The organism is Blautia sp. DFI.6.71 (assembly GCF_020593585.1).
GTDB classification, from domain to species: Bacteria; Bacillota; Clostridia; order Lachnospirales; family Lachnospiraceae; genus Blautia_A; species Blautia_A wexlerae.
The window spans coordinates 305,440-326,017 of record NZ_JAJDMJ010000001.1 but is presented as its reverse complement, the minus strand read 5'-3'; the positions used below and the strand labels follow the sequence as shown (position 1 = coordinate 326,017).

At 36.8% G+C, this 20,578-nt stretch carries 19 protein-coding genes; all 19 read right to left on the bottom strand.

Going from position 1 to position 20,578, the window contains the following annotated elements; translation table 11 throughout:
- Positions 1 to 44: 44 nt before the first annotated feature.
- A complete protein-coding gene (locus LJE12_RS01675) occupies positions 45 to 983 on the bottom strand; it encodes a glycosyltransferase family 2 protein (RefSeq protein ID WP_069989248.1) in 939 nt (312 codons plus the stop codon).
- On the bottom strand, positions 973 to 2,160 hold the full coding sequence (locus tag LJE12_RS01670) for an O-antigen ligase family protein (protein ID WP_177391027.1): 1,188 nt from the start codon (positions 2,158 to 2,160) through the stop codon (positions 973 to 975). The genes LJE12_RS01675 and LJE12_RS01670 overlap by 11 nt, the downstream gene beginning before the upstream one ends.
- A gap of 45 nt (positions 2,161 to 2,205) precedes the next feature.
- Positions 2,206 to 3,393, bottom strand: coding sequence for a radical SAM protein (locus LJE12_RS01665; protein WP_069989250.1), 1,188 nt, complete (start codon positions 3,391 to 3,393; stop codon positions 2,206 to 2,208).
- Positions 3,394 to 3,410: 17 nt separating this feature from the next.
- A complete protein-coding gene (locus LJE12_RS01660) occupies positions 3,411 to 4,661 on the bottom strand; it encodes a glycosyltransferase (protein ID WP_069989251.1) in 1,251 nt (416 codons plus the stop codon).
- A 72-nt stretch (positions 4,662 to 4,733) separates the two neighbouring features.
- Positions 4,734 to 5,231, bottom strand: coding sequence for an acyltransferase (locus LJE12_RS20145; RefSeq protein WP_069989252.1), 498 nt, complete (start codon positions 5,229 to 5,231; stop codon positions 4,734 to 4,736).
- Positions 5,232 to 5,260: 29 nt separating this feature from the next.
- Positions 5,261 to 6,511, bottom strand: a complete 1,251-nt coding sequence (locus LJE12_RS01650; protein WP_268873778.1) for a nucleotide sugar dehydrogenase — start codon at positions 6,509 to 6,511, stop codon at positions 5,261 to 5,263.
- A 33-nt stretch (positions 6,512 to 6,544) separates the two neighbouring features.
- Positions 6,545 to 7,576, bottom strand: a complete 1,032-nt coding sequence (locus tag LJE12_RS01645; protein ID WP_227226325.1) for a GDP-mannose 4,6-dehydratase — start codon at positions 7,574 to 7,576, stop codon at positions 6,545 to 6,547.
- Between the two features lie 22 nt (positions 7,577 to 7,598).
- Positions 7,599 to 8,744 carry a glycosyltransferase family 4 protein gene (locus LJE12_RS01640; RefSeq protein ID WP_069989254.1) on the bottom strand — a complete coding sequence of 382 codons (1,146 nt, stop codon included), beginning with the start codon at positions 8,742 to 8,744 and terminating at the stop codon, positions 7,599 to 7,601.
- An 88-nt stretch (positions 8,745 to 8,832) separates the two neighbouring features.
- Positions 8,833 to 10,284 (bottom strand): sugar transferase, encoded by a 1,452-nt coding sequence (locus LJE12_RS01635; protein WP_227226296.1) that lies wholly within the window; start codon positions 10,282 to 10,284, stop codon positions 8,833 to 8,835.
- A gap of 682 nt (positions 10,285 to 10,966) precedes the next feature.
- A complete protein-coding gene (locus tag LJE12_RS01630) occupies positions 10,967 to 12,247 on the bottom strand; it encodes a sugar transferase (RefSeq protein ID WP_227226294.1) in 1,281 nt (426 codons plus the stop codon).
- Between the two features lie 84 nt (positions 12,248 to 12,331).
- Positions 12,332 to 12,838, bottom strand: a complete 507-nt coding sequence (gene loaP, locus LJE12_RS01625; protein ID WP_227292020.1) for an antiterminator LoaP — start codon at positions 12,836 to 12,838, stop codon at positions 12,332 to 12,334.
- A 235-nt stretch (positions 12,839 to 13,073) separates the two neighbouring features.
- Positions 13,074 to 13,700 carry a hypothetical protein gene (locus LJE12_RS01620; protein WP_055052976.1) on the bottom strand — a complete coding sequence of 209 codons (627 nt, stop codon included), beginning with the start codon at positions 13,698 to 13,700 and terminating at the stop codon, positions 13,074 to 13,076.
- A gap of 140 nt (positions 13,701 to 13,840) precedes the next feature.
- Entirely contained in the window at positions 13,841 to 14,872 is a 1,032-nt protein-coding gene (locus LJE12_RS01615) for an LCP family protein (RefSeq protein ID WP_227226290.1), read from the bottom strand.
- A gap of 36 nt (positions 14,873 to 14,908) precedes the next feature.
- On the bottom strand, positions 14,909 to 15,871 hold the full coding sequence (locus LJE12_RS01610; protein WP_227226288.1) for a hypothetical protein: 963 nt from the start codon (positions 15,869 to 15,871) through the stop codon (positions 14,909 to 14,911).
- 63 nt (positions 15,872 to 15,934) lie between these two features.
- Positions 15,935 to 16,645 (bottom strand): polysaccharide biosynthesis tyrosine autokinase, encoded by a 711-nt coding sequence (locus tag LJE12_RS01605; RefSeq protein WP_055059398.1) that lies wholly within the window; start codon positions 16,643 to 16,645, stop codon positions 15,935 to 15,937.
- Positions 16,646 to 16,666: 21 nt separating this feature from the next.
- A complete protein-coding gene (locus LJE12_RS01600; RefSeq protein WP_055059399.1) occupies positions 16,667 to 17,446 on the bottom strand; it encodes a YveK family protein in 780 nt (259 codons plus the stop codon).
- Between the two features lie 140 nt (positions 17,447 to 17,586).
- Positions 17,587 to 18,333 carry a CpsB/CapC family capsule biosynthesis tyrosine phosphatase gene (locus LJE12_RS01595; protein WP_055057883.1) on the bottom strand — a complete coding sequence of 249 codons (747 nt, stop codon included), beginning with the start codon at positions 18,331 to 18,333 and terminating at the stop codon, positions 17,587 to 17,589.
- Positions 18,334 to 18,480: 147 nt separating this feature from the next.
- On the bottom strand, positions 18,481 to 19,557 hold the full coding sequence (rpsA, locus tag LJE12_RS01590) for a 30S ribosomal protein S1 (RefSeq protein ID WP_008704462.1): 1,077 nt from the start codon (positions 19,555 to 19,557) through the stop codon (positions 18,481 to 18,483).
- Entirely contained in the window at positions 19,538 to 20,416 is an 879-nt protein-coding gene (gene ispH / locus LJE12_RS01585) for a 4-hydroxy-3-methylbut-2-enyl diphosphate reductase (protein WP_195566799.1), read from the bottom strand. The genes rpsA and ispH overlap by 20 nt, the downstream gene beginning before the upstream one ends.
- Between the last annotated feature and the right edge of the window lie 162 nt (positions 20,417 to 20,578).

Below are 20,578 nucleotides of genomic sequence, written 5' to 3'. Positions count from 1 at the left end.
AGTTCCTCATAGCAAAAATGTAATAATATATAATTTGGGGACTATTATTCACATTTTTTTTTGCTAATCATTAAAAGCATCTTATATATTAATACCTTAATATGTTTTTTCCCACTTGGTTTTATAACAATTTTATTTTCTTTCAAAATTCCAGCAATTTTTTGAATACTATCATTTATCATTTTTGAATTATAAGAAGTATCATTTTTCACCCGTGCTTTCCAATATGTAGTAAAGAGAAGTGCCATCCATAATTCCAAACTATATCTTAGTGAACTTTTCTCCAATTTTTCATGTACCATCAAAATCATCTCTAATGATTTTGCAAAAGATTCTGCAGTAGGTTTTGAGGACAATGACGATGAATCAATATCATGATATATAGTATAATAACATTTAGCTGAATAGAAAAAATTACTGCATTTATCCAGATAGATATATGTAGTATATAAATCTTCAAATATAGTTGACTCATAAAACATATCTTCTGTTAATATACTTTTTCTAAAAATCTTTGCACCTAAACCAGGTCTGACAACTTCATTTAATTCATCAATATTGTGCAATCCTTCCCTAGTTTCATTGAACCCAGAAATAATATCTTTCGTATCACCAATAATATCCTCCCTATCAAAAAAGAGAACATCTATTTTTTCATTTTTTTCAAACAGATCATTGATTTCTCTAAGTACATCAGAAGTCGTAATCCAATCATCACTATCTACAAAGAAAAACAAATCTCCCGATGATTTTTCAAATCCAAATTTTCTTGTTAAACCAGGTCCAGTATTTTCTTTCGTATACGCTTTGATTCTACTATCCATTTCTTGATATTTTTTCATCAATGAATAACTATTATCTTTTGAACTATCGTCGACTAATATTAATTCATAATCCTCATATGTTTGACTCAAAACAGATTGTACTAATTTATCTAAATACCTTTCCGCATTATATACAGGTACAATTATACTAATTTTCATACCTCTTCCTTTCCTTATGAGCTTGTCCTAAAATAATTCCATATGCAACAGCTATTGGCTGTATAATATTTGATTCTTCAAAAAAATAACTAAACGCACTTAGGAAAATAGTAATAATCAATAACATCCCCATAACTGGAGCATATTTATTTTTTTCTCGTATAAATTTTATTTCTATTATAATTAAAGATAAAACAAATAATACTAATAATGATAATCCTATTATCCCATAATCATATAGGTACTCTATATAACTATTATGTGAAAAGCGAGAAAATCCACCTGGTTTAAGGCGATAATAAACACTTTGGAAACCATGTCCAAAAATTTTTTCCCTTATATTTGACGTCTTGAACGCTTGAAGAGTAATCGCCCAAATAATATCTCGACCGCTTCCTCCATCTGTACTTAATTTTGAAAAACGGTCAAAAATCTCAAGTCCCGATCTATTCTCGAGATACAATACTGCTCCACTACCTATACAAATAGCAATAAAAAGATACATATATTTTTTCCATTTTTCTCTTAATGAACCTTGTATATGTGCATCTAATACTAACATCACCAATATTCCTAAAATTAATGCTATCGTTCCAGTTCTTTTCGTTGATGCAACAGATATAGCAATACATAATAACATACATAAATTTCGCAAATTCTTTTCTTTAAGAAAAATGATAATTAACGGTAATGCAGTTAAGCAATAATATGTTAAAAATACTACCTGCCCTATGTTTCCATTTCCAGCTAAATGTATTCTTATAAGTGATACTGAGATAAGACACATTATTAAGTAATATATAAATGTCTTTTTTTCAATATTTTTGTTCATTTCATTATGACAAGTAAAGTCATAATACACAATAACACTTAACGGCCAAATAAATATATCAATTGGCGTATAGGGTAAGTAAATTGAATTATTTAATATAGTAATTACACATTGATATACAATTAAAATTCCTAAAATCAAAGTAATACTGTTTATTGATTTCCTCTTTAGCGTTATCAATTCCTCAAAAAAATAGCATAACAAAACAATTGCCTGCATACCAAACCCCAAAAGTCTTATAGTGCCATTTTGGTTTGTTTGATATAGCATTTTAAGTATGATGGAAAAAAACAAACAATTATATGCTATTCCCATAAAAAATTTTTTTAAATTTATTTTCAGCACTTTTAGATAACCTCCGAGATTTTTATGCTATATTAATCATGTTTTTTATTTATTTCCAAGCTGATTTGCAATATCCTCGTCCACAATTTCCTCTCCAGATTTATGTTTTAACTGCTCTTTTGAAGCCTCACTTAAGCCATTATCAATTACACAATTTATGTCACATGTACTACATTTATCAAGTTCTTCTTTCGTAACTTTTCCATCACGATAATCACAGCAAATTTTGTTTTCATACATACTGTATGGTTGTTTAGTAAATAAAGCTTTAAATTTATGCACTAAAACCCATGTTGCTGGTTTCCAAATATATTTATGCATAGCCGGAGAAACAGAGCCTATCATCCAGCAATCTCGATCACAACAACGAACTTTTTTTCGCACCTCTTCTGCCTGAGAACTATTCCACAGTTCATCCCAAGATTGATTATTCAAATTTCCCATAACTTCTTTATCCTTAGTTCCATTGCAAGGCATAACATCACCATATGGATCAATGAAAAATGTATCAAAACTCATGTCACATGGAAGAAGCCTCTTTTGCCCATAAATATAATTAATTAATCCATGATTAAAATATGCTCTGAACCATTTTTTAGGACTATTACTACGTAATAACTCATTAACTAACTTTTCAAAATTCTTTGCAACCATCGGACGATCATGAATAATATTTTTTGCTTCTACAAAATAGAAACTATTATGTAAAGAAGCCGTTGCAAATTCCATCCCCATTTCATTACTAATTTGGTATAATGGTACAAGGTCTGGTGCGTTTTTATCCTGTACAGTCATACCAAATCCAACATCTTTCATTCCCATTTCTCTAAGTTTTTTTAACGTACCATATCCACGCTGATAACCATTCTGAAGGCCTCGTATTTCGTTATTTGTCTCCTCAAGTCCTTCAATGGAAATACGTATGCCAATATTAGGGAACTCTTTACAAAGGTCCACAATACGATCTGTAAAAAATCCATTAGTCGAAATAACAATACGATCGGATTTCTTATATAACTCACGTACAATGTCTTTCAAATCAGTTCTAATAAAAGGTTCACCACCAGTAATATTTGTAAAATACATCTTTGGCAATTTTTTTATTGTGTCCAAACTGATTTCTTCTTCTGGCTTAGATGGTGCTTTATAACGATTGCACATTGAACATCTGGCATTACAACGATATGTAACAATTACTGTTCCATTTAATTTTTTTTCAGTATTCTTTTTCATCTTTATTAATTACCCCTTTATTTTCTATTTTTGACAGCCTCATTAAAAATTTTCATCAAAGCTTCATAATGTGATTGCGGTGCGAATCTGTTTTCAAGCCTTTTTCTACTAGCTTGTCCCATCTTTTTAACCAAAATATCATCATCTAGCATCTTAATTTTTTTAATAAGATCCTCAACATTTGATGGTTCAAATAAATATCCGTTTTCCCCATCACTAACCAATTCTGGAAGACTTCCTATATTGCTAGCGATAACCGGCTTTGAATATTGAAACGACTCTAAAGCAGTATTAGGTAGGTTATCATACCAAATTGAAGGAATCAATGTAAATCTAGCTCCTTTTATAATATCCTCTAGTTCCTCTCCACTCTTAAACCCAAGGAATTCAACATTCTTCATTTTATGATCCTTTACATATTTTTTCAGACGCTTTGCCTCATCTGTTGTATCGTCTCCCATAATTTTAACTGTATACTCAGGCAATTTTTCATACGCTTTTATAACAGTTTCAACTCCCTTTTCTTCAGTAACACGTCCAAAATATAATCCATACGATCCTATCTGCGGTTCCCCTATTGTTGTTTTACTTGCTGTAAAAGTAGGAATACAATGAATTCTTTTTTCATCAAAGCCATTTAATGCCAATTTTTTCTTCAAAAATTCTGATGGTGTTATAAATGCATATACATTTTTATATACATTTATCATTTTATGAAATTTCATAGAAAACACTCTTACGACAGATGCAAATAGTGATCCTTTCACACATCTCTTTTTAATACAACTCCTATATCCCTTTGATAAACATTCTTCACAGACTTTCTTTTCATACATAAAATCAAATCTTGGACATAACAAGAAATAATCTGATAATCTTAACACAACCGGGATTCCCATTTTACTTGCACCTGTAATTACACTCGGAGACAATTTATTAACAAAATGAATAATATATACCAAATCTGGCTTTACATCCTTTATTTCTTTTTTTATTGCTTTTTCTACTTCACGAGAATAAATACTTCGCGTAAGTAACTGCCAAATTGATTTAGGTGTCTTTTTCACTTCATCAAAATATGTTGCATCTCGTCCACCAATTGGTTCTACAAAGTATTTTGAATATTCTGTTGCAACATTTTTATTGGAATGTATGGAAAAAGGTATAACCTCATGCCCATTATCTTCAAGCATCTTTTTAATATTAAACATATACTTTTCTGGGCCCCCAGAAATAAAGTATCTATAATTTACTATAAGTATTCTCAACGTTTTCTCCTTATCTTTATAAATAGCATTATTTACTATTTTTTATACACAAATATTTAATAAACAATAAACCTACTCTTTTTTATTCCCCTCTGTGATGGATAATCGCTTTTTATAAAGATCTCTTGTATCTCCAATTATTTTTGCCGGATTTCCACCCACAATCGCAAAATCAGGTACATCTTTAGTTACAACTCCGCCAGCTGCTACTAAAGCATTTTTTCCAATAGTGACATTATATAAAATAATACTCCTTCCTCCAATTACAGCATTATCTTTTATTACTACCGGGCCAGTATAATAATCAATCATTGGACCAGTGTAATTACAATCTCTATTCCACATTCTAGCTACTAAATCATGTTCATAGATTCTAACATCTGCCGCTACAGTGACATTATTTCCTATACTAATTAGATCCGGATGGGTAGGAATCCAACATGGATGCCAATACCCCCCCCGACCATATTCTTTAAAGATATTAGATTTTCTAATCACTTCAGCTTTAGCATGGTTTTTCTTTAAAACTGTCAAAAGTAATAATTTAAACAAAATAACTAATTTTTTCACTAATTTCACCGTTTTCTATTTTTAGTTTATTAATCTCTCTGAAAAATATCCCTTGTATAAACTTTGTCTTTTACATCATCCAAACAACTATCGTAACGATTGGCAATAATTGCCTGACTCTGCCTCTTAAACTCATCTAAATCATTAACCACTTTGCTGCCAAAGAAAGTTTCACCGTCTTTCAATGTAGGCTCATAAATAATGACTGTAGAGCCTTTTGCCTTAATTCTCTTCATAACTCCCTGAATAGAACTCTGACGGAAATTATCACTATTACTCTTCATAGTAAGACGATATACACCTACCACAACATCTTTTTCTTTACTTTCATCCCAGTCATCATTTGCTTCATATGCTCCAGCAATTTCCAAGACTCGATCAGCAATAAAATCTTTTCTCGTTCTATTAGACTCAACGATTGCTTCAATAAGATTTTCAGGAACATCTGCGTAGTTAGCAAGCAGCTGCTTTGTATCTTTTGGTAAACAGTATCCACCATATCCAAAAGATGGATTATTATAATGTGTTCCAATACGAGGATCGAGACATACTCCATTAATAATCTGCTGTGTATTCAGACCTTTCATTTCGGCATAAGTATCTAACTCATTGAAATAAGAAACTCGTAATGCCAAATATGTATTTGCAAACAATTTGACTGCTTCTGCCTCTGTAAAGCCCATAAATAAAGTATCAATATCTTCTTTAATAGCACCTTCCTGTAAGAGCTGTGCAAACGTATGTGCAGCTTTTACTAAACGTGCATTATTAATATCTGTTCCAACAATAATTCGGCTTGGATACAAATTATCGTATAACGCCTTACTTTCTCTTAAAAATTCCGGACTAAAAATAATATTATCACAATGAAATTTTTCTCTAATACTTGTTGTATATCCAACAGGAATAGTCGATTTAATAACCATAATCGCTTCCGGATTATATTCAATGACTAATTTTATAACTGCTTCTACTGCAGAAGTATCAAAAAAATTCTTTTTGCTATCATAGTTTGTTGGAGCTGCAATAACAACAAAATCTGCATCCTTATAAGCTTCTTCTGCATCCAATGTAGCAGTTAAATTCAAATTTTTTTCTTCTAAATATTTTTCAATATAATCATCCTGAATTGGAGATTTCTTATTGTTAATTAACTCTACCTTTTCTGGAATAATATCTACTGCTGTCACTTGATGATGCTGACTCAATAAAGTAGCAATAGATAATCCAACATATCCTGTCCCTGCCACAGCAATTTTCAATGAATTAAAATCTCTCATTTTTTCTCTCTTCTTCCTATTCTTAAAATATATTTACATATAAAACTCTTTGTACCATTCTGCAAACTTGCGTAATCCTTCACGTAAAGTTGTCGATGGTTTAAAACCATAGTCTCTTTCCAATGCTTGCGTATCAGCATATGTCACAGGAACGTCTCCCGGCTGCATCGGAACAAGTTCTTTATGTGCTTCAAAAGCATAATCTTCTGGTAAGACTTTTGCTCTAATTAATTCTTCCTGAAGAATTTGTACAAAATCTAATAAGTTCTCTGGATGATTATTTCCAATATTGTAAACAGCATATGGCGGAATCGGCAAACCATCTTCTCCGTTCTTTTTCTCTGGTGCCCCCTGTATTACCCGTACAACGCCTTCCACAATATCATCAACGTAAGTAAAATCTCTTTTACAATTTCCATAATTAAAAATTTTAATAGTTTCTCCATTTAATAATTTATTTGTGAATCCAAAGTATGCCATATCGGGTCTTCCTGCCGGTCCATAAACAGTAAAGAAACGCAAACCAGTTGATGGAATATTATAAAGCTTTGAATATGCGTGAGCCATTAATTCATTACTTTTTTTCGTAGCAGCATATAACGATACAGGATTGTCTACTTTATCTTCTGTACTGTATGGAACTTTCTTGTTACTTCCATATACAGAAGAACTTGATGCATATACCAAATGTTCTACTGGATAATGTCTACATCCCTCTAATATGTTGTAAAACCCAATCAAATTACCTTCTATATATGCGTCTGGATTTGTAATAGAATATCTCACACCTGCCTGTGCCCCTAAATTCACAACCACTTGAGGAGTATACTTCTCAAAAATCGAATTAATAAGTTCCTTATCTGCCAAATTTCCTTTTACAAAGGAAAATGTCTTACTAGATGAAAGTTTTTCTAATCTATATTCTTTTAAACGAACATCATAATAATCATTCATATTATCGAGTCCAACTATTTTTATTCCTTCTATTTCTTTTAATAACCTTTCAGCCAAGTTTGATCCAATAAATCCAGCTACACCTGTAATAAAAATCGTCTTGTTTTTCAATTCAATAAATTCTTTGCTCATTTTATCTCCTATACAATTCTAATGTTCTCTCCACAACATCATCCCAATTATATTTTCCACAAATATAACCTGCTGCTTCATCTTTATATTTCTGTACCTGTTGTGCATCCTCACATGCTTCTTGAAGCTTACTCTGCAAATCTGCTACATTACTTTTTTTAAATATGATTGCCTTATCTTCCACTACAGAAGCACATTCATCTATGTCAGATACCAAACAACAATTTCCATAACTCATTGCTTCTAAAAGACTTAATGGCATTCCCTCTAAATCGCTTGGTAAACTATAAATATAAGCATTGCTGTATAGTTCATCTAACAACTGTCCCTGAACAAATCCGGTAAAAATAATTCTGTCATCGTCTTTTGCCATTTCTTTTAACTGGTTAGCAAATTCATCAGTATCCGAACTGCCTCCTGCAATGACTAACTTCTTATCTGTTTTTACGTTCTTAAAGCTTTCTATCAGATAAGTAATTCCTTTTTCCGGAACAAGTCGTCCTAAAAATAAAATATAATCATCTTTCTTTAAACCAAATTTCTTGTCAATAAGTTCTGCCTTTCTAATAACTGGACGATTCACACCATTAGGGATAAACTTTGTATCACGTCCATAAGTCTCTTTAAAATAATTTTGTACTCCCTCACTGAGAACAATAATTTCATCTGCAAATTTAACAGCACATTTTTCGCCAAGCATAATATATGTGCTGGCTAACTTGCCCCATTTTGCTCTTTGATGATCAAGTCCATGAACCGTAGCGATACAACGTTTTCCAAATAATTTTGGCAACCATAACATTGCACATGGTCCTTCTGCATGAAAATGTACCACATCATATTTTCCAAACGCTGCTGCTACCGCTGCAAAAAATGAAGCACTCATCGCTGCTAGTCCTTTTTTATCTATCGTTGGTACATATTTCATTCGGATACCTTTATATTCTTTTAATTTCTTCTCATCAAATTCTTTACCACTTACATGATGTCCATTACGGTTATATACTGTTATCTTATGTCCTAGTTTTGCCATGCGAACCGTTAATTCTTCAACGACAATTTCAATTCCACCTTGGCGACTCGGAATTGTCTTATGTCCAAGAACTGCAATTTTAAGTGGAGAAGTATTATTTTTCCTTTTATTCATAACTTCCTCTTATTATATTTATAACTTATCTATTATTACTTTCTGTGGCTTAAATTCTTTTTACAGAAATCAAGCCACAATCATTTCATCACATAGATCCATCTTTTCTAAGAACTACCATTACTGTTTTAAACAATATTTTTATATCTAGCCCAATGTTCCAATTTGTGATATACTCCTTGTCAAGACGAACTACCTCTTCAAAATCAGTAATGTCGCTACGTCCGCTGACCTGCCACATACCGGTTATTCCTGGCTTAATTGCCAGTCTTGCACGATGGTGCAGTTCATAAAAATTCGTTTCCGAAATCAAAGGTGGCCTGGTTCCAATTATTGACATATCACCTTTCAACACGTTAAAAAACTGCGGAAATTCGTCAATGCTTGTTCTTCTGATAAAATCCCCAATACCAGTCTTATGTGTTCCATCTGGAAGAATCTTATTTCCAATAACTCGTGGGTCAAAATCCAATTTGAACATCTTTTCATCACCCAGTTTGTTATCTTTCATCAGTTCAGCCTTACGTTCTTCTGCATCCATATACATGCTTCGGAACTTGTACATTTTAAATCGCTTTCCATTCTTTCCTACACGTTCCTGTGCAAAGAAAATTGGTCCCGGTGATGCTATGTAAATTGCTGGAGCAACAAATATAAACAAGATTCCGGTAATCAAGCATCCTACCAAACCTCCGGCAATATCCATCAGTCGTTTCAACATCAGATCTCTTGTAGATGCATAGTTAATACTGGTAGTCAGTACTGTATAATCTCCAACCTTTTCTACAAACTGTTTTTTCCCCGGCACGCTTTGTACCTTTGCAAGATTTAGATGTACTGTTACTCCGGTTTCCGTAAACTGCTCGATCAGTTCTTTTGGATATGGAACTACACCGGATGTCACAATCAGAACTTCATCAATCCATTCTTTGCAGACATATTCGGCAGCATTTTCCATATTTGCTACTACTTTCACACCATCAATATACTTTCCTGTCATTTCCTTATCTATAACAGCAATTCCAGCAATCTTATACCGGGCATAATTATGCTCTTTCATGCTCTCTACTACTGCACTCACTACATCTGCTGAAACAACAAGAAGTAATGAACGATTTTCACCATCTTCCATTTTCTTTCTAAGAAAATGTTTCCACAGCTCTCTTACCAGATAAGTAAGTAGAATATAGATAACGATATTCAGTATCAATGCCAGTCTGGAATATTGCTGTCCTTCCTGAAGCATAAACAAATAAAGCAATAAACATGCTCCAAGAATTACTCCATGCTGTGCTGTTACAACAAAATCTTTATAGTACCCTCTTTTCAAAACGTTTTTCAATGTTCCCATTGCAAACAGCACTACCAAATCTGCTACTTCCATAAAGACAGCCATATTTCTGTAAAGAATTAGCTGGTATGGATTAGCTCCATATCCGCTTAACACATACGCCAGAACGAACGCCACCTGCAAGCAGATCAAGTCCAAGATGATAAAATCCACATGTTTTATCCATCCTGTAGAATCTTTTCTATACATACTTTCTTTCCCCTTTACTCATTTTTCAGATTCCATTACGTTCGTTTTCAACTAACTGCTACAATCCTCTGACTTACCAACGAACAAAGACTTTTTATAAGAAAATACGAAGTCCTTCACAGAACTTTGTATATTACATTCAATACTACTAAGAAACAATCTATGCCCGACACATAACCCAATTATCAGGGCAGGCAAAGCACAATAAAAAAATGGATTTCTATTAATTAAGAAATGTGATTCTATTTGATAATAGATAGCAGCCATAAGCAGACAGCCTATAGAAACTGCCAGATAGATTTTCCGATGTTTCATCAGATTCTTGCCATATTCAATTTTTCCGTTTGCTTCTTTCCCACTACAAGGGGCTAGGGAATTGCATTTGCACTCAGCGATCCGCATCTGCTTCATTTTTCATACCTCGCTTTACCCCCCCCCCCCACACACACACATATACACTCTGGGGGATTTTAATTTTTTAGTTTTTCATTATTCATATCGGCAATCTAACGTCCCTTAGCCCGTCATTCTTTTCAGATTAACAGGCTCAAGTTTTCTCCTTTTCGATTTTTATCGCTCTATGATTGGGTCAAACTGAGCATCCAAAGAGCCATCCAATATCTATGAACCGCTATAATGTGACCCTGCTGCAGCAATGAAAAATCGAATTATCATAAAACGTTTACGCCACACATGCCGCATAAATACTGGAGTTTTCTCTGGTTGTCCCTATTATATCCCACTCCCCTACAAGGCTCATGCTCCCATTTAGCACATTCCAGAACTGTGGAAATTCATCAAGGGATGTTTTCCTGATAAATTCGCCGATTCCGGTTTTTCTGGTTCCGTCCGGCAAAATCTTATTTCCGATTACTCGGGGATCGAAATCGAGTTTGAACATACGTCCATCACTCATTTTGTTCTGAGCCATCAATTCTGCTTTCCGTTCTTCTGCATCCATATACATACTCCGGAATTTGTACATCTTAAATGGCTTTCCGTTTTTTCCAATCCTTGTCTGTGAGAAGAAAATCGGACCCGGAGAACTGATGTAGATAGCCGGTGCTATGAAAATAAAAATGATTCCTGTCAGGAAGCAGCCCACCAGTCCCCCAAGAATATCCAATACTCTTTTGGCAAGTGCCTGTCTGTCTGTGGCATAGTTCATGGTGGTTGTCAGAACTGTATATCCGCCAATTGCCTCCACAAATTGTTTCTGTCCGGGAGTACTTCTGACTTTTGCCAGGTTTACATGGACCGGCATTCCCATTTCCAGCAACTCTTCTATCAGTTCCTGAGGGTATGGATATGTTTCATCTACATTTACAAAGACCTCATCTACCCACTGCTGACAGATAAAGGATGGTGCGTTATTTAAGTCTGCTACTACCGGGACTCCTACAATTTCTTTCCCTGTCATATCTTTATCAATGAGTATCAGACCATTGATGTTGTAGCGGTTATAATTGTGTTCTTTTACATTTTGGATTACTTTTGATGCAAGGTCATAATTGGTTACAATGTAGAGAGAATGCTCTCCACCTTCTGCCATTTTATGCAGCAGACGTTTTTTCCATATTATTCTTGTACAATAGGATAAAAGCACATAGAAAATTCCCATAAGATAAAGGATTATTCTTGAAAATGTACGTCCGCCACTGACAGTAAACAGGTACAGACCACTTGCCAGTTCGATCAGGATCATCTGCCGGATAACAGAACGCAGCTCCTGATAACGTCCTCTTCTCAGAACTCCTTTATAAGATTCAAACAAAATGATCAGGAACAGATCCACCAATATGACAAATATCATCACATTGCGATAAATTCCCAGTGTAAACAGGTTCCTGACAGAACCGTTTCGAATCAGATACGCCAGTATTAAAGCCATAAATAAACACGCAAGATCAATTAATATGAAATCTTTGTGTTTATACCATCCTCTTGATTTTTTCCTGTACATACGTTTTCCTAACCTCTCCTTCTTTTTTATTCAAAAAGGCATATTTACAGAATCGTTTTCCTGTAAATATGCCATCATTTTTTATTATTCTTTTCTTATAATTTCCAATCCCACCTTCATTTCTACTGTTCTTCCGAACATTTCTATTTCCAGATATGCTGTTCTTTTATGTCGGTCTATCCTGCGGATATTTCCTTCCATTCCCATCAGAGGACCTGCCAGGATCTGCACTCTGTCATTCTCGATAATGCCGGAAGACATCTCTACAAGCTGTTTGTCCGTGCCTATTTTCATAAGCAAATCTATTTCTTCCTGAACCAGTGGGACGATCTCATCGCCGGTTCCGATCAGCTTCGTCAGTCCGATGACTTTCTTGAGTCCATTTACCAGTTTTTCCGGATTTTGGGTAATTAAAAAGACATACCCGGGAAAGAGGATTCTTTCCTGGATATGCCATTCGCCCTGAAATCGTTTCTTCTGTTGGTAATATGGGATAAAGCAGCGTTCTAAGACATTGCTGCTTATTAACCGCTGACACTGACAGCGGATGTTTTCTTCGGTGCCTGTGCGCACTTGCATCACATACCACACTGGATATCTTACCTCCGTATTCTGGGTATGCTTCGCCATTCTGCCTGTGTTTCAAGGCAGACTCATACTTCAAGATATGTATTATCCATATCTTCAAACGCGGCAAAGCGACGATTTAAAGACAAAAGATTTACGCCGTATTTTATTATAACTACATCAATAAAAAAATGCAACATATTTCTACAAAAAAACAGCCGCCATCTCTGGCGACTGCGTTCTGATTCCGAATTATTGATTATTTTGCGTCTGCGATTACCATGAAGAAATCTCCATCGTTTAAGGTAACAGTAAGAGTTTTGCCCTCTTTGTCAATATTAACCGGATCAATGACTACAAACTTCTTTGTGCCGTCTTTGCTGTAGACCCAAAGCTGAATACCTTCCATAGTGTCTGTAAGACTCGGAACATTAAGCTTTACTTCATATGTTCCGTCATCATTAGGCTTTGCTTCTTCCGGCTTCAGTACGTTGAATTCATAGACAAATGTAACAATCATTTTTCCTTCGAGTTTAGCAATGGCATCTTCAAGGTCTGCCTTGTCTGCTTCATCTACAGAAAGGGATTTCAATACTTTTATGAAATCTTCCATCTTCATTGTACCATCATTGATTTTTTTAAAAGCATCTGCCAGATCTTTATATTTTGCCTGCAGATCAGCAAAGCCCTGTGTTTTCTCAAGTTCCTTAACAACTTCATAAATTGAAGACTGTTTAGAATCCACAGTAATTTCGCTTGTCTTACTTGGCGCTACCGCGGCCAAATCACTCGTGTTGCTTGGCGCTGCACCGACACCTACAGTAGCACATCCTACTCCAAGGGCAGCTACTAAAGCAAGTGTCATAAATTTCTTCGCGATTTTCATAATGCACCTCTCCTTTTGGATTAATTTTTATATAGATAACCGTACAGAATGTCTGCACGGACTATCTCTGAATAATAACAGTGATAATTATTTATCACAGTACAGTGTATTCTGTATTCATCATACTATGACTAATACAATCAAATTTTCTCATAAAACATGGAAATAATCAAATCCGACAATGCATCTTCATCGATATGATACTCATCAAAGTTCTCCCCATGTGTTCCCTCACCCGGTACTGTCTCTGTATCAGTGATTCCATTCTGTGATGCAGCCAGCAATTTGGCAAATATGTCATTTCCCATATTTGTAACTGTATAGCTTTTAACACTGCCATAGAGACCTGTTACAAATCCGGCGTCCTCTCCTGCTTTTTCCTGTGCCTTCTGCACCAGTGCCTGAAGAAAGGTTTTCTGTCTCTCCTGACGGACCAGAGCACTCTGGGTTTTGTCAATGTCACGATATCTTACAAACTGTTCTGCAGTTTCCCCTGTGATATCCACAACAGCACCTTTTTTATATTCCGGATTCACATCTGCGAGACTGTCATCAGGGATTGTGAGCTGTATTCCACCTACGAAATCTGTGATCACTGAAATGCCATCCATATTCATGGAGCAATACCCCTGGATTGGAAGTCCGTCCAGCATATTGGAAACTGCTGTTTTCATCAGTTCACAGCTTTTCTCTTTCCCGTCCCCAAAGGCATACTGTATATTCAGATGATCTGTTGTCTCTCCAAGGCTCTGACCATATGGATTAAAGGTTTCAATTCTGGTCATGGAATCTCGTGGAATAAACAGAACCTTTATCTTCTCTGTTGCACGATCCATGGACACCAGAAAAATTGCATCTGCCTGCCCGGCATCTGCCTGTGACCGATAAGTATCTACAGCTTCTCTTGTATCAATTCCCAGGAATAAATAATTGCTGAGATGATCGTTATATTTGTATGTCTCACCTTTATATTCCACGGTATCACTGTTTTGGTTCAAATCCGTCTGATTCCGGCTGTCACTGTTCTGACCACCGTTTTTTGGCAATGCAACATTTTTCTGGCTTAACAGATAATAACCGCCGCCAAGAATAGAAAGAACTATAATCAGGATAATAATCAAAAGCATACAGACCTTGCGCTGTCTGATGGCTTTTCTTGTGTTTTTTTTCATTTTCCTTCCTTCAATCTCTGTATTTCAGTTATCTCATCAGTTTTTGCTGATATAATCAAGCTCCTGCAGTTTCTGTAATATTGCCTCTGCCATTGCCTGTTGGGCCTCATAGGTAGAAGACGGCTGTGCAGTCACATCTGCAAGACTGATATAGTGTTCTCCCCATTTCTGGCTGAGCACCTGATCCAGTGCTTCAGAGGTTACACTTCCGTCCATAGGGCGTGTTCCTACTACAATAAACTGATCTTTATTCTGAAATGTATTTAAAATCTGTTCCTGCTGGTCTGCCAGTTCTGCAGGATCATGATTCCATCCGCCATAATATCCCATGAAGATAACTGGAATACAATCCATATCATTTCTTGTAGTCTGTTCTTCTGTCAGATCACGTATTCCGGTCTCTGTCACATTCAGCTGGGCACCGTTTGCAGCCTGCTGATGTTTGGTAATATAGCTCTGAATAGTTTCATCACTTACACCAGCCATCTTCATCATGGAGAGAGTGCCGCCTCCCTGAAGCGTTTTATTGATCACTGTCATATTATAGCCATTATCGGTCAGAAGCTTCTGAAGTACTGTCATATAGGAATATGTATTGGATTCTTCCCCATTGATCAAATCATCTCCCCAGCACACAATACCTGAAGCAGCTGTCGTCTTATCTTTTGTATCTTCTGTCTTATCTGCATCTTCTGTGTCAGCTGTATCCGTTTTTTCTGTGTCTTTTGTGTCTTCTGTGTTCTTTGATTTAATGTCTTCTGTATCTTCTGCTTCTTCGGAAGATATCTCCTCCAGCTCTTTTGCACGTTCTTTTACTGCTTCGTAATCTTCAATCCCACTCTGCTGGTCGTCTGCAATTTCTGACAGGTGTCTGGATTCCTTCTGTTCCGATTTATAACTGGTCACAAGAATAAAGCCCAGGAGAACTGCCAGAAGAATGCAGATAAAGCCCAGTAAGATATTCGTCTTTTTTATTTTTTTCTTCCTTATTTTGCTCACTTTTCCAAATTCTCCTTTATCATTGATCATGGTTTCTGTCTTACTGCCAGATAACTGCCCGTATTATTTAATCTGGGCTTCTTCGTCACTTCTGTGATAATACTCTCCATAATGCTTATAATAAGAAGAATAATATTTGTCATCACTGGTATCTATCTTGTTCATAACAGCTCCAAGAATACGGCATCCGCTTCTTTCCAGCTGTTTAAATGCTTTCTGTGCGTCCCGGTACCTGACATTTCCCGGTTCGATCAGAAAGACTGCACCATCGCAGCATCTTCCTATCACTGCCGCATCAATTACTGTTCCGATAGGCGGTGTATCGATCAGGATATAATTATAATATTCTCTGATTTCCTTTAAGAATACCTTAAAGATATTCTCACTGAGAAGTCCTGACGGATTCGGTGCACTTGGACCTCCGAATATGATATCCATATTCGGAAAGTTTGTAGAATAAATAATCTCCTGTAGTCCCACCTGACCGCTCAGAAGCTGTGAGAGACCTTTCACTTCCTCTTCCACACCCAGTCGTCCGGCATATGCAGTCTTCCTGATATCCGCATCCAGAAGGAGAACCTTCTTGCCAATGCTCCCAAGCTCCTGGGCAAGACTGAGTACTATATCACTCTTACCTTCGTTTGGATAACAGCTTGTAACCAGAATTGTCTTTATGCTCTGACCCGACAGCTGAATATTGGTACGCAGAGTTTTGATCGCCTCACTGTAAAAATAATCCGGATTTCTTTTATCTGTTAAATTGAGTTTCTTCATTGCTCAGATTCCTCCATCAGTTTAATGGTGCTTCTTATTCTTGTTCTTTGATTTCCTGTTCTTCGAATTTATAAAATCTTTTCTGTCAGGAACCTTGGCAAGAACAGAAACTCCCAGGTATTTCTCAATATCTTCCTCTGTCTTAATAGTATCATCCATTACAGCGTATACAACCACGATTGCCGCACATGCAAGGAAACCGAGTAAGAAGCCGAGTGCTGCATTCTTCTTTACGCTTGGAGAAGTTCTTACAGTAGCAATCTTACCAACTTCAATAATCTTTGGCGGAATAACTTCCATTTTATCGCCAATATAGGATGAAGAAACATTCGCAATCTCATCTACGATCTTCTTTGCCATTTTAGAATCTGTATTATTGACAGTAATCTCAAGGATACGGGTATCTGTAGGATTATTGATACTTACGCTTCCTTTCAGCTGTTCTGCAGTCATATCCAGATCCAAATCTGAAATCACCTGTTCCATCACAGGGGTACTTGTGATCAGAACTGTATAATCACTGGTCAGGCTGGCACCTAACTGCAGATCCGCCAGTGATGTCAGTGTGGTTTCTTTCGAAAGTACAAGGATACTGGATGTGGAGCTGTAGATCGGTGTCATTAAAAACTGCGTATATGCTGCTGCAATACAGCCTCCGACAAGAGCAACCATCAGTACCAGAAGGATTTTTTTCTTGAGCGCATAAAATATTTCCAGTAAGTCGATTTCGACTTCATCATCATTTGCATCGGGTCTCTGTGCTTTGCTGCTCTCAAAGTTACTGTTCAAATTGTCTAACATCTGATAATTTCCTTTTCCCTTTTTTCTTTATAGTTTTGTACATTACTGTTCACAGGTAATATTCTGTCTTATGTATTTCTGAAAGTAAACAGCAAAATTGACATAAACCGATTTTATTGTATATCAGCCAATAAAAAAAGTCAATCTGTAGCCTCATGTTTTTGTTTCTGTTTCAGAATTTCTGCAGGATTATGAATAAACAGTTCATCTGCATAGTCCTGCCCGAATTTCGCTGAAACCATACGATATGCCTCTCCAATCCTGCTGCTCCTCTTTGCACTGTTGTGACAGTCTGATCCGACGAAATGAAGGAGTCCGTCTTTCATGATTTTATTACAGTACCGTTTAGTAAAAAATCCGTCTTTTCCTGTGATGCTGTCTGCATTGATCTGCATATAGACGCCCATATCTGCCAGTTCTTCCACAAAATCCAGACTATTGCGTGTGGCTTCGTAACGTTCTATATGTGCCATGATCGGCTTATATCCTCCGGAGAGCAATGCACCGAGACGTTCCCGTATATAGCTTTCTTCCGAGTTATGGGAAAATTCTGTAAGAACATACCGCGAACCGGCCATTGTCATTACTTTCTGTTCTCTGAGCATGGGAAGCATCTCCATATTAGCGTGAAACTCACATCCCAGATACACATGGAGATCCGGGCTGATCTCTGATGCCGCTTTCTCCACCAGTCTGAACTGCTCTCTGACTTTCTCCGCAGGTGTTTCAAACATCCGAAAGCGGAAATGGGGAGTTGCAATAACCGTCCGCACGCCCTGTTCATATTCCATCCGGAGTAATTTTACGGTTTCTCCTATATCTGTGGCTCCATCGTCTACACCGGGTACAATATGACAGTGTATATCATAAATTCCTTTTATGGACATCCTATAATTCCTTCCTGACTGTCTGCAGCATTTCTGATGCTCCTGTAACTGCTGACCACATTCGTAATCTAAAAAAACAATCAACCGGCTCTGTATGATCATCCTCATACAAAGCCGGTTGCTGAATATTTATGAGTATTCTCTTAATTATTCTTCTGTAGCTTCCTCAGCCGGTGCCTCAAGAGCTTTCATGCTCAGGCTGATTTTCTTGTCTTCGCCGTTGAAGTCAACAACCTTAGCTTCGATCTCCTGTCCGATGGAAAGTACGTCTGAAGGTTTGGCAACGTGCTCTCTGGAAATCTGGGATACATGAAGAAGTGCATCTACACCAGGTGCAAGCTCTACGAATGCACCGAAGTCTGTCATACGTGCAACTTTACCTTTAACTACATTTCCTACAGCGAAGTCCTCAGCTGCTGTGAGCCATGGATTTGCTTCCGGGAATTTAAGGGAAAGTGCGATCTTCTCTCCGTTGATCTCCTTGATAAGAACTTTGACTTTATCGCCAACAGTGAATACTTTCTTCGGGTTCTCTACTCTGCCCCAGGACATTTCGGAGATGTGAAGAAGTCCGTCTGCTCCGCCAAGATCGATGAATGCACCGAAATCTGTAACGTTCTTAACTGTTCCTTCAACTGTGTCGCCAACATGGATCTTCTCCATTAATTCTTTCTGTTTCTCTGCTTTCTCAGCAAGAAGAAGCTGCTTACGGTTACCGATGATGCGGCGTCTTCTCGGGTTGAATTCTGTGATAACGAATTCAATCTCCTGATCTGCATATTTGGAAAGGTCTTTCTCATATGTGTCGGAAACGAGGCTTGCAGGAATGAATACTCTTGCTTCGTCTACGTTTACACAGAGTCCGCCGTCAAGTACCTGAGTTACAGGAGCTTTTAATACTTCCTGATTCTCAAATGCTTCTTCAAGACGTTTGTTGCCTTTCTCTGCTGCCAGTCTCTTGTAAGTAAGAGTAACCTGACCTTCTCCATCGTTTACTTTGAGAACTTTTGCTTCCATTGTGTCTCCAACGTGAACAGCATCTGTGAGTACAAGGCTTGCATCGTTAGAGTATTCGTTCTTTGTGATAATACCGTCTGCTTTATAACCGATATTCAGAATAATCTCATCTTCTTTTACATCGATGACAGTACCCTGTACAATCTCTCCATTTCTGATAGTCTTTACGGAATCTTCCAGCATTTGTTCAAAACTTAATTCTGACATGTTCTTGAACCTCCTCAATAATTTTGTTTGGGGTGGAAGCCCCTGCTGTAATACCTACATAACTACTGCATTGGAACATTTCAGAATCCAAGTCTACAGGTGTTTGTATATAGTAAGTATTTCCACATTCCTTTTTACATATTTCAAACAGCTTTTGAGTATTGGAACTGTGCCGGCCACCTACGACCAGCATAGTGTCTACCTCTCCGGCTATGTTTTTTGCTTCTCTCTGCCGTTCTTCGGTAGCATTACAAATAGTGTTTAAAATATTGAGAATATTTAAAACATTATTATCATACCTCTTTTTGCAAAGAATTTCAACTAAATCTTTAAATTTGTTGTAATTAAATGTCGTCTGGGACACAATACTTATTTTTTTGCCTTTTGGGGGTACAAATGCTTCGGCTTCTTCTTTGTTTCTGATCACCGTGTACGGTCCCTGACACCAGCCGCAGATGCCCTGTACTTCGGGGTGGTCTTTGTCGCCGATGATGATGATGTGGTTTCCTGCAAGGCTTTCTTTTTCCACGATCCTGTGGATTTTCAGGACGAAGGGGCAGGTCACATCTACGTAGGAGATGTTTTTTTCTTTCAGCTTATCGTAGATGGGTTTACCTACGCCGTGAGAGCGGATGACTACTGTTCCGTTCTGCAGGGTGTCATCCGGGGAATCCAGGTCTGCTTCTGTGATAACGTGGACGCCACGGGCTTCCAGATCCGCTACTACGCCTTCATTGTGGATGATCGGACCCAGAGTGTAGATTGGTTTCTGTTCTGTGCCGATCAGTTCGTAGACTTTGTCTACTGCACGTTTGACGCCGAAGCAGAAGCCTGCTGTCTCTGCTACTTTAACTTTCATAAATAAATCCTTTCCTTACCCGTAAAAGAATGTTTGCTGTATAGCATGGGAAGTTTACAGTTACAGATGAGTATATCTTGTCTGTAAAGGGTGCTGTCAACCACCCTATGATGCAGCACCACTTTAGGTGATAGGTAGTTGACGGGCAGATAGCGTAGTCTG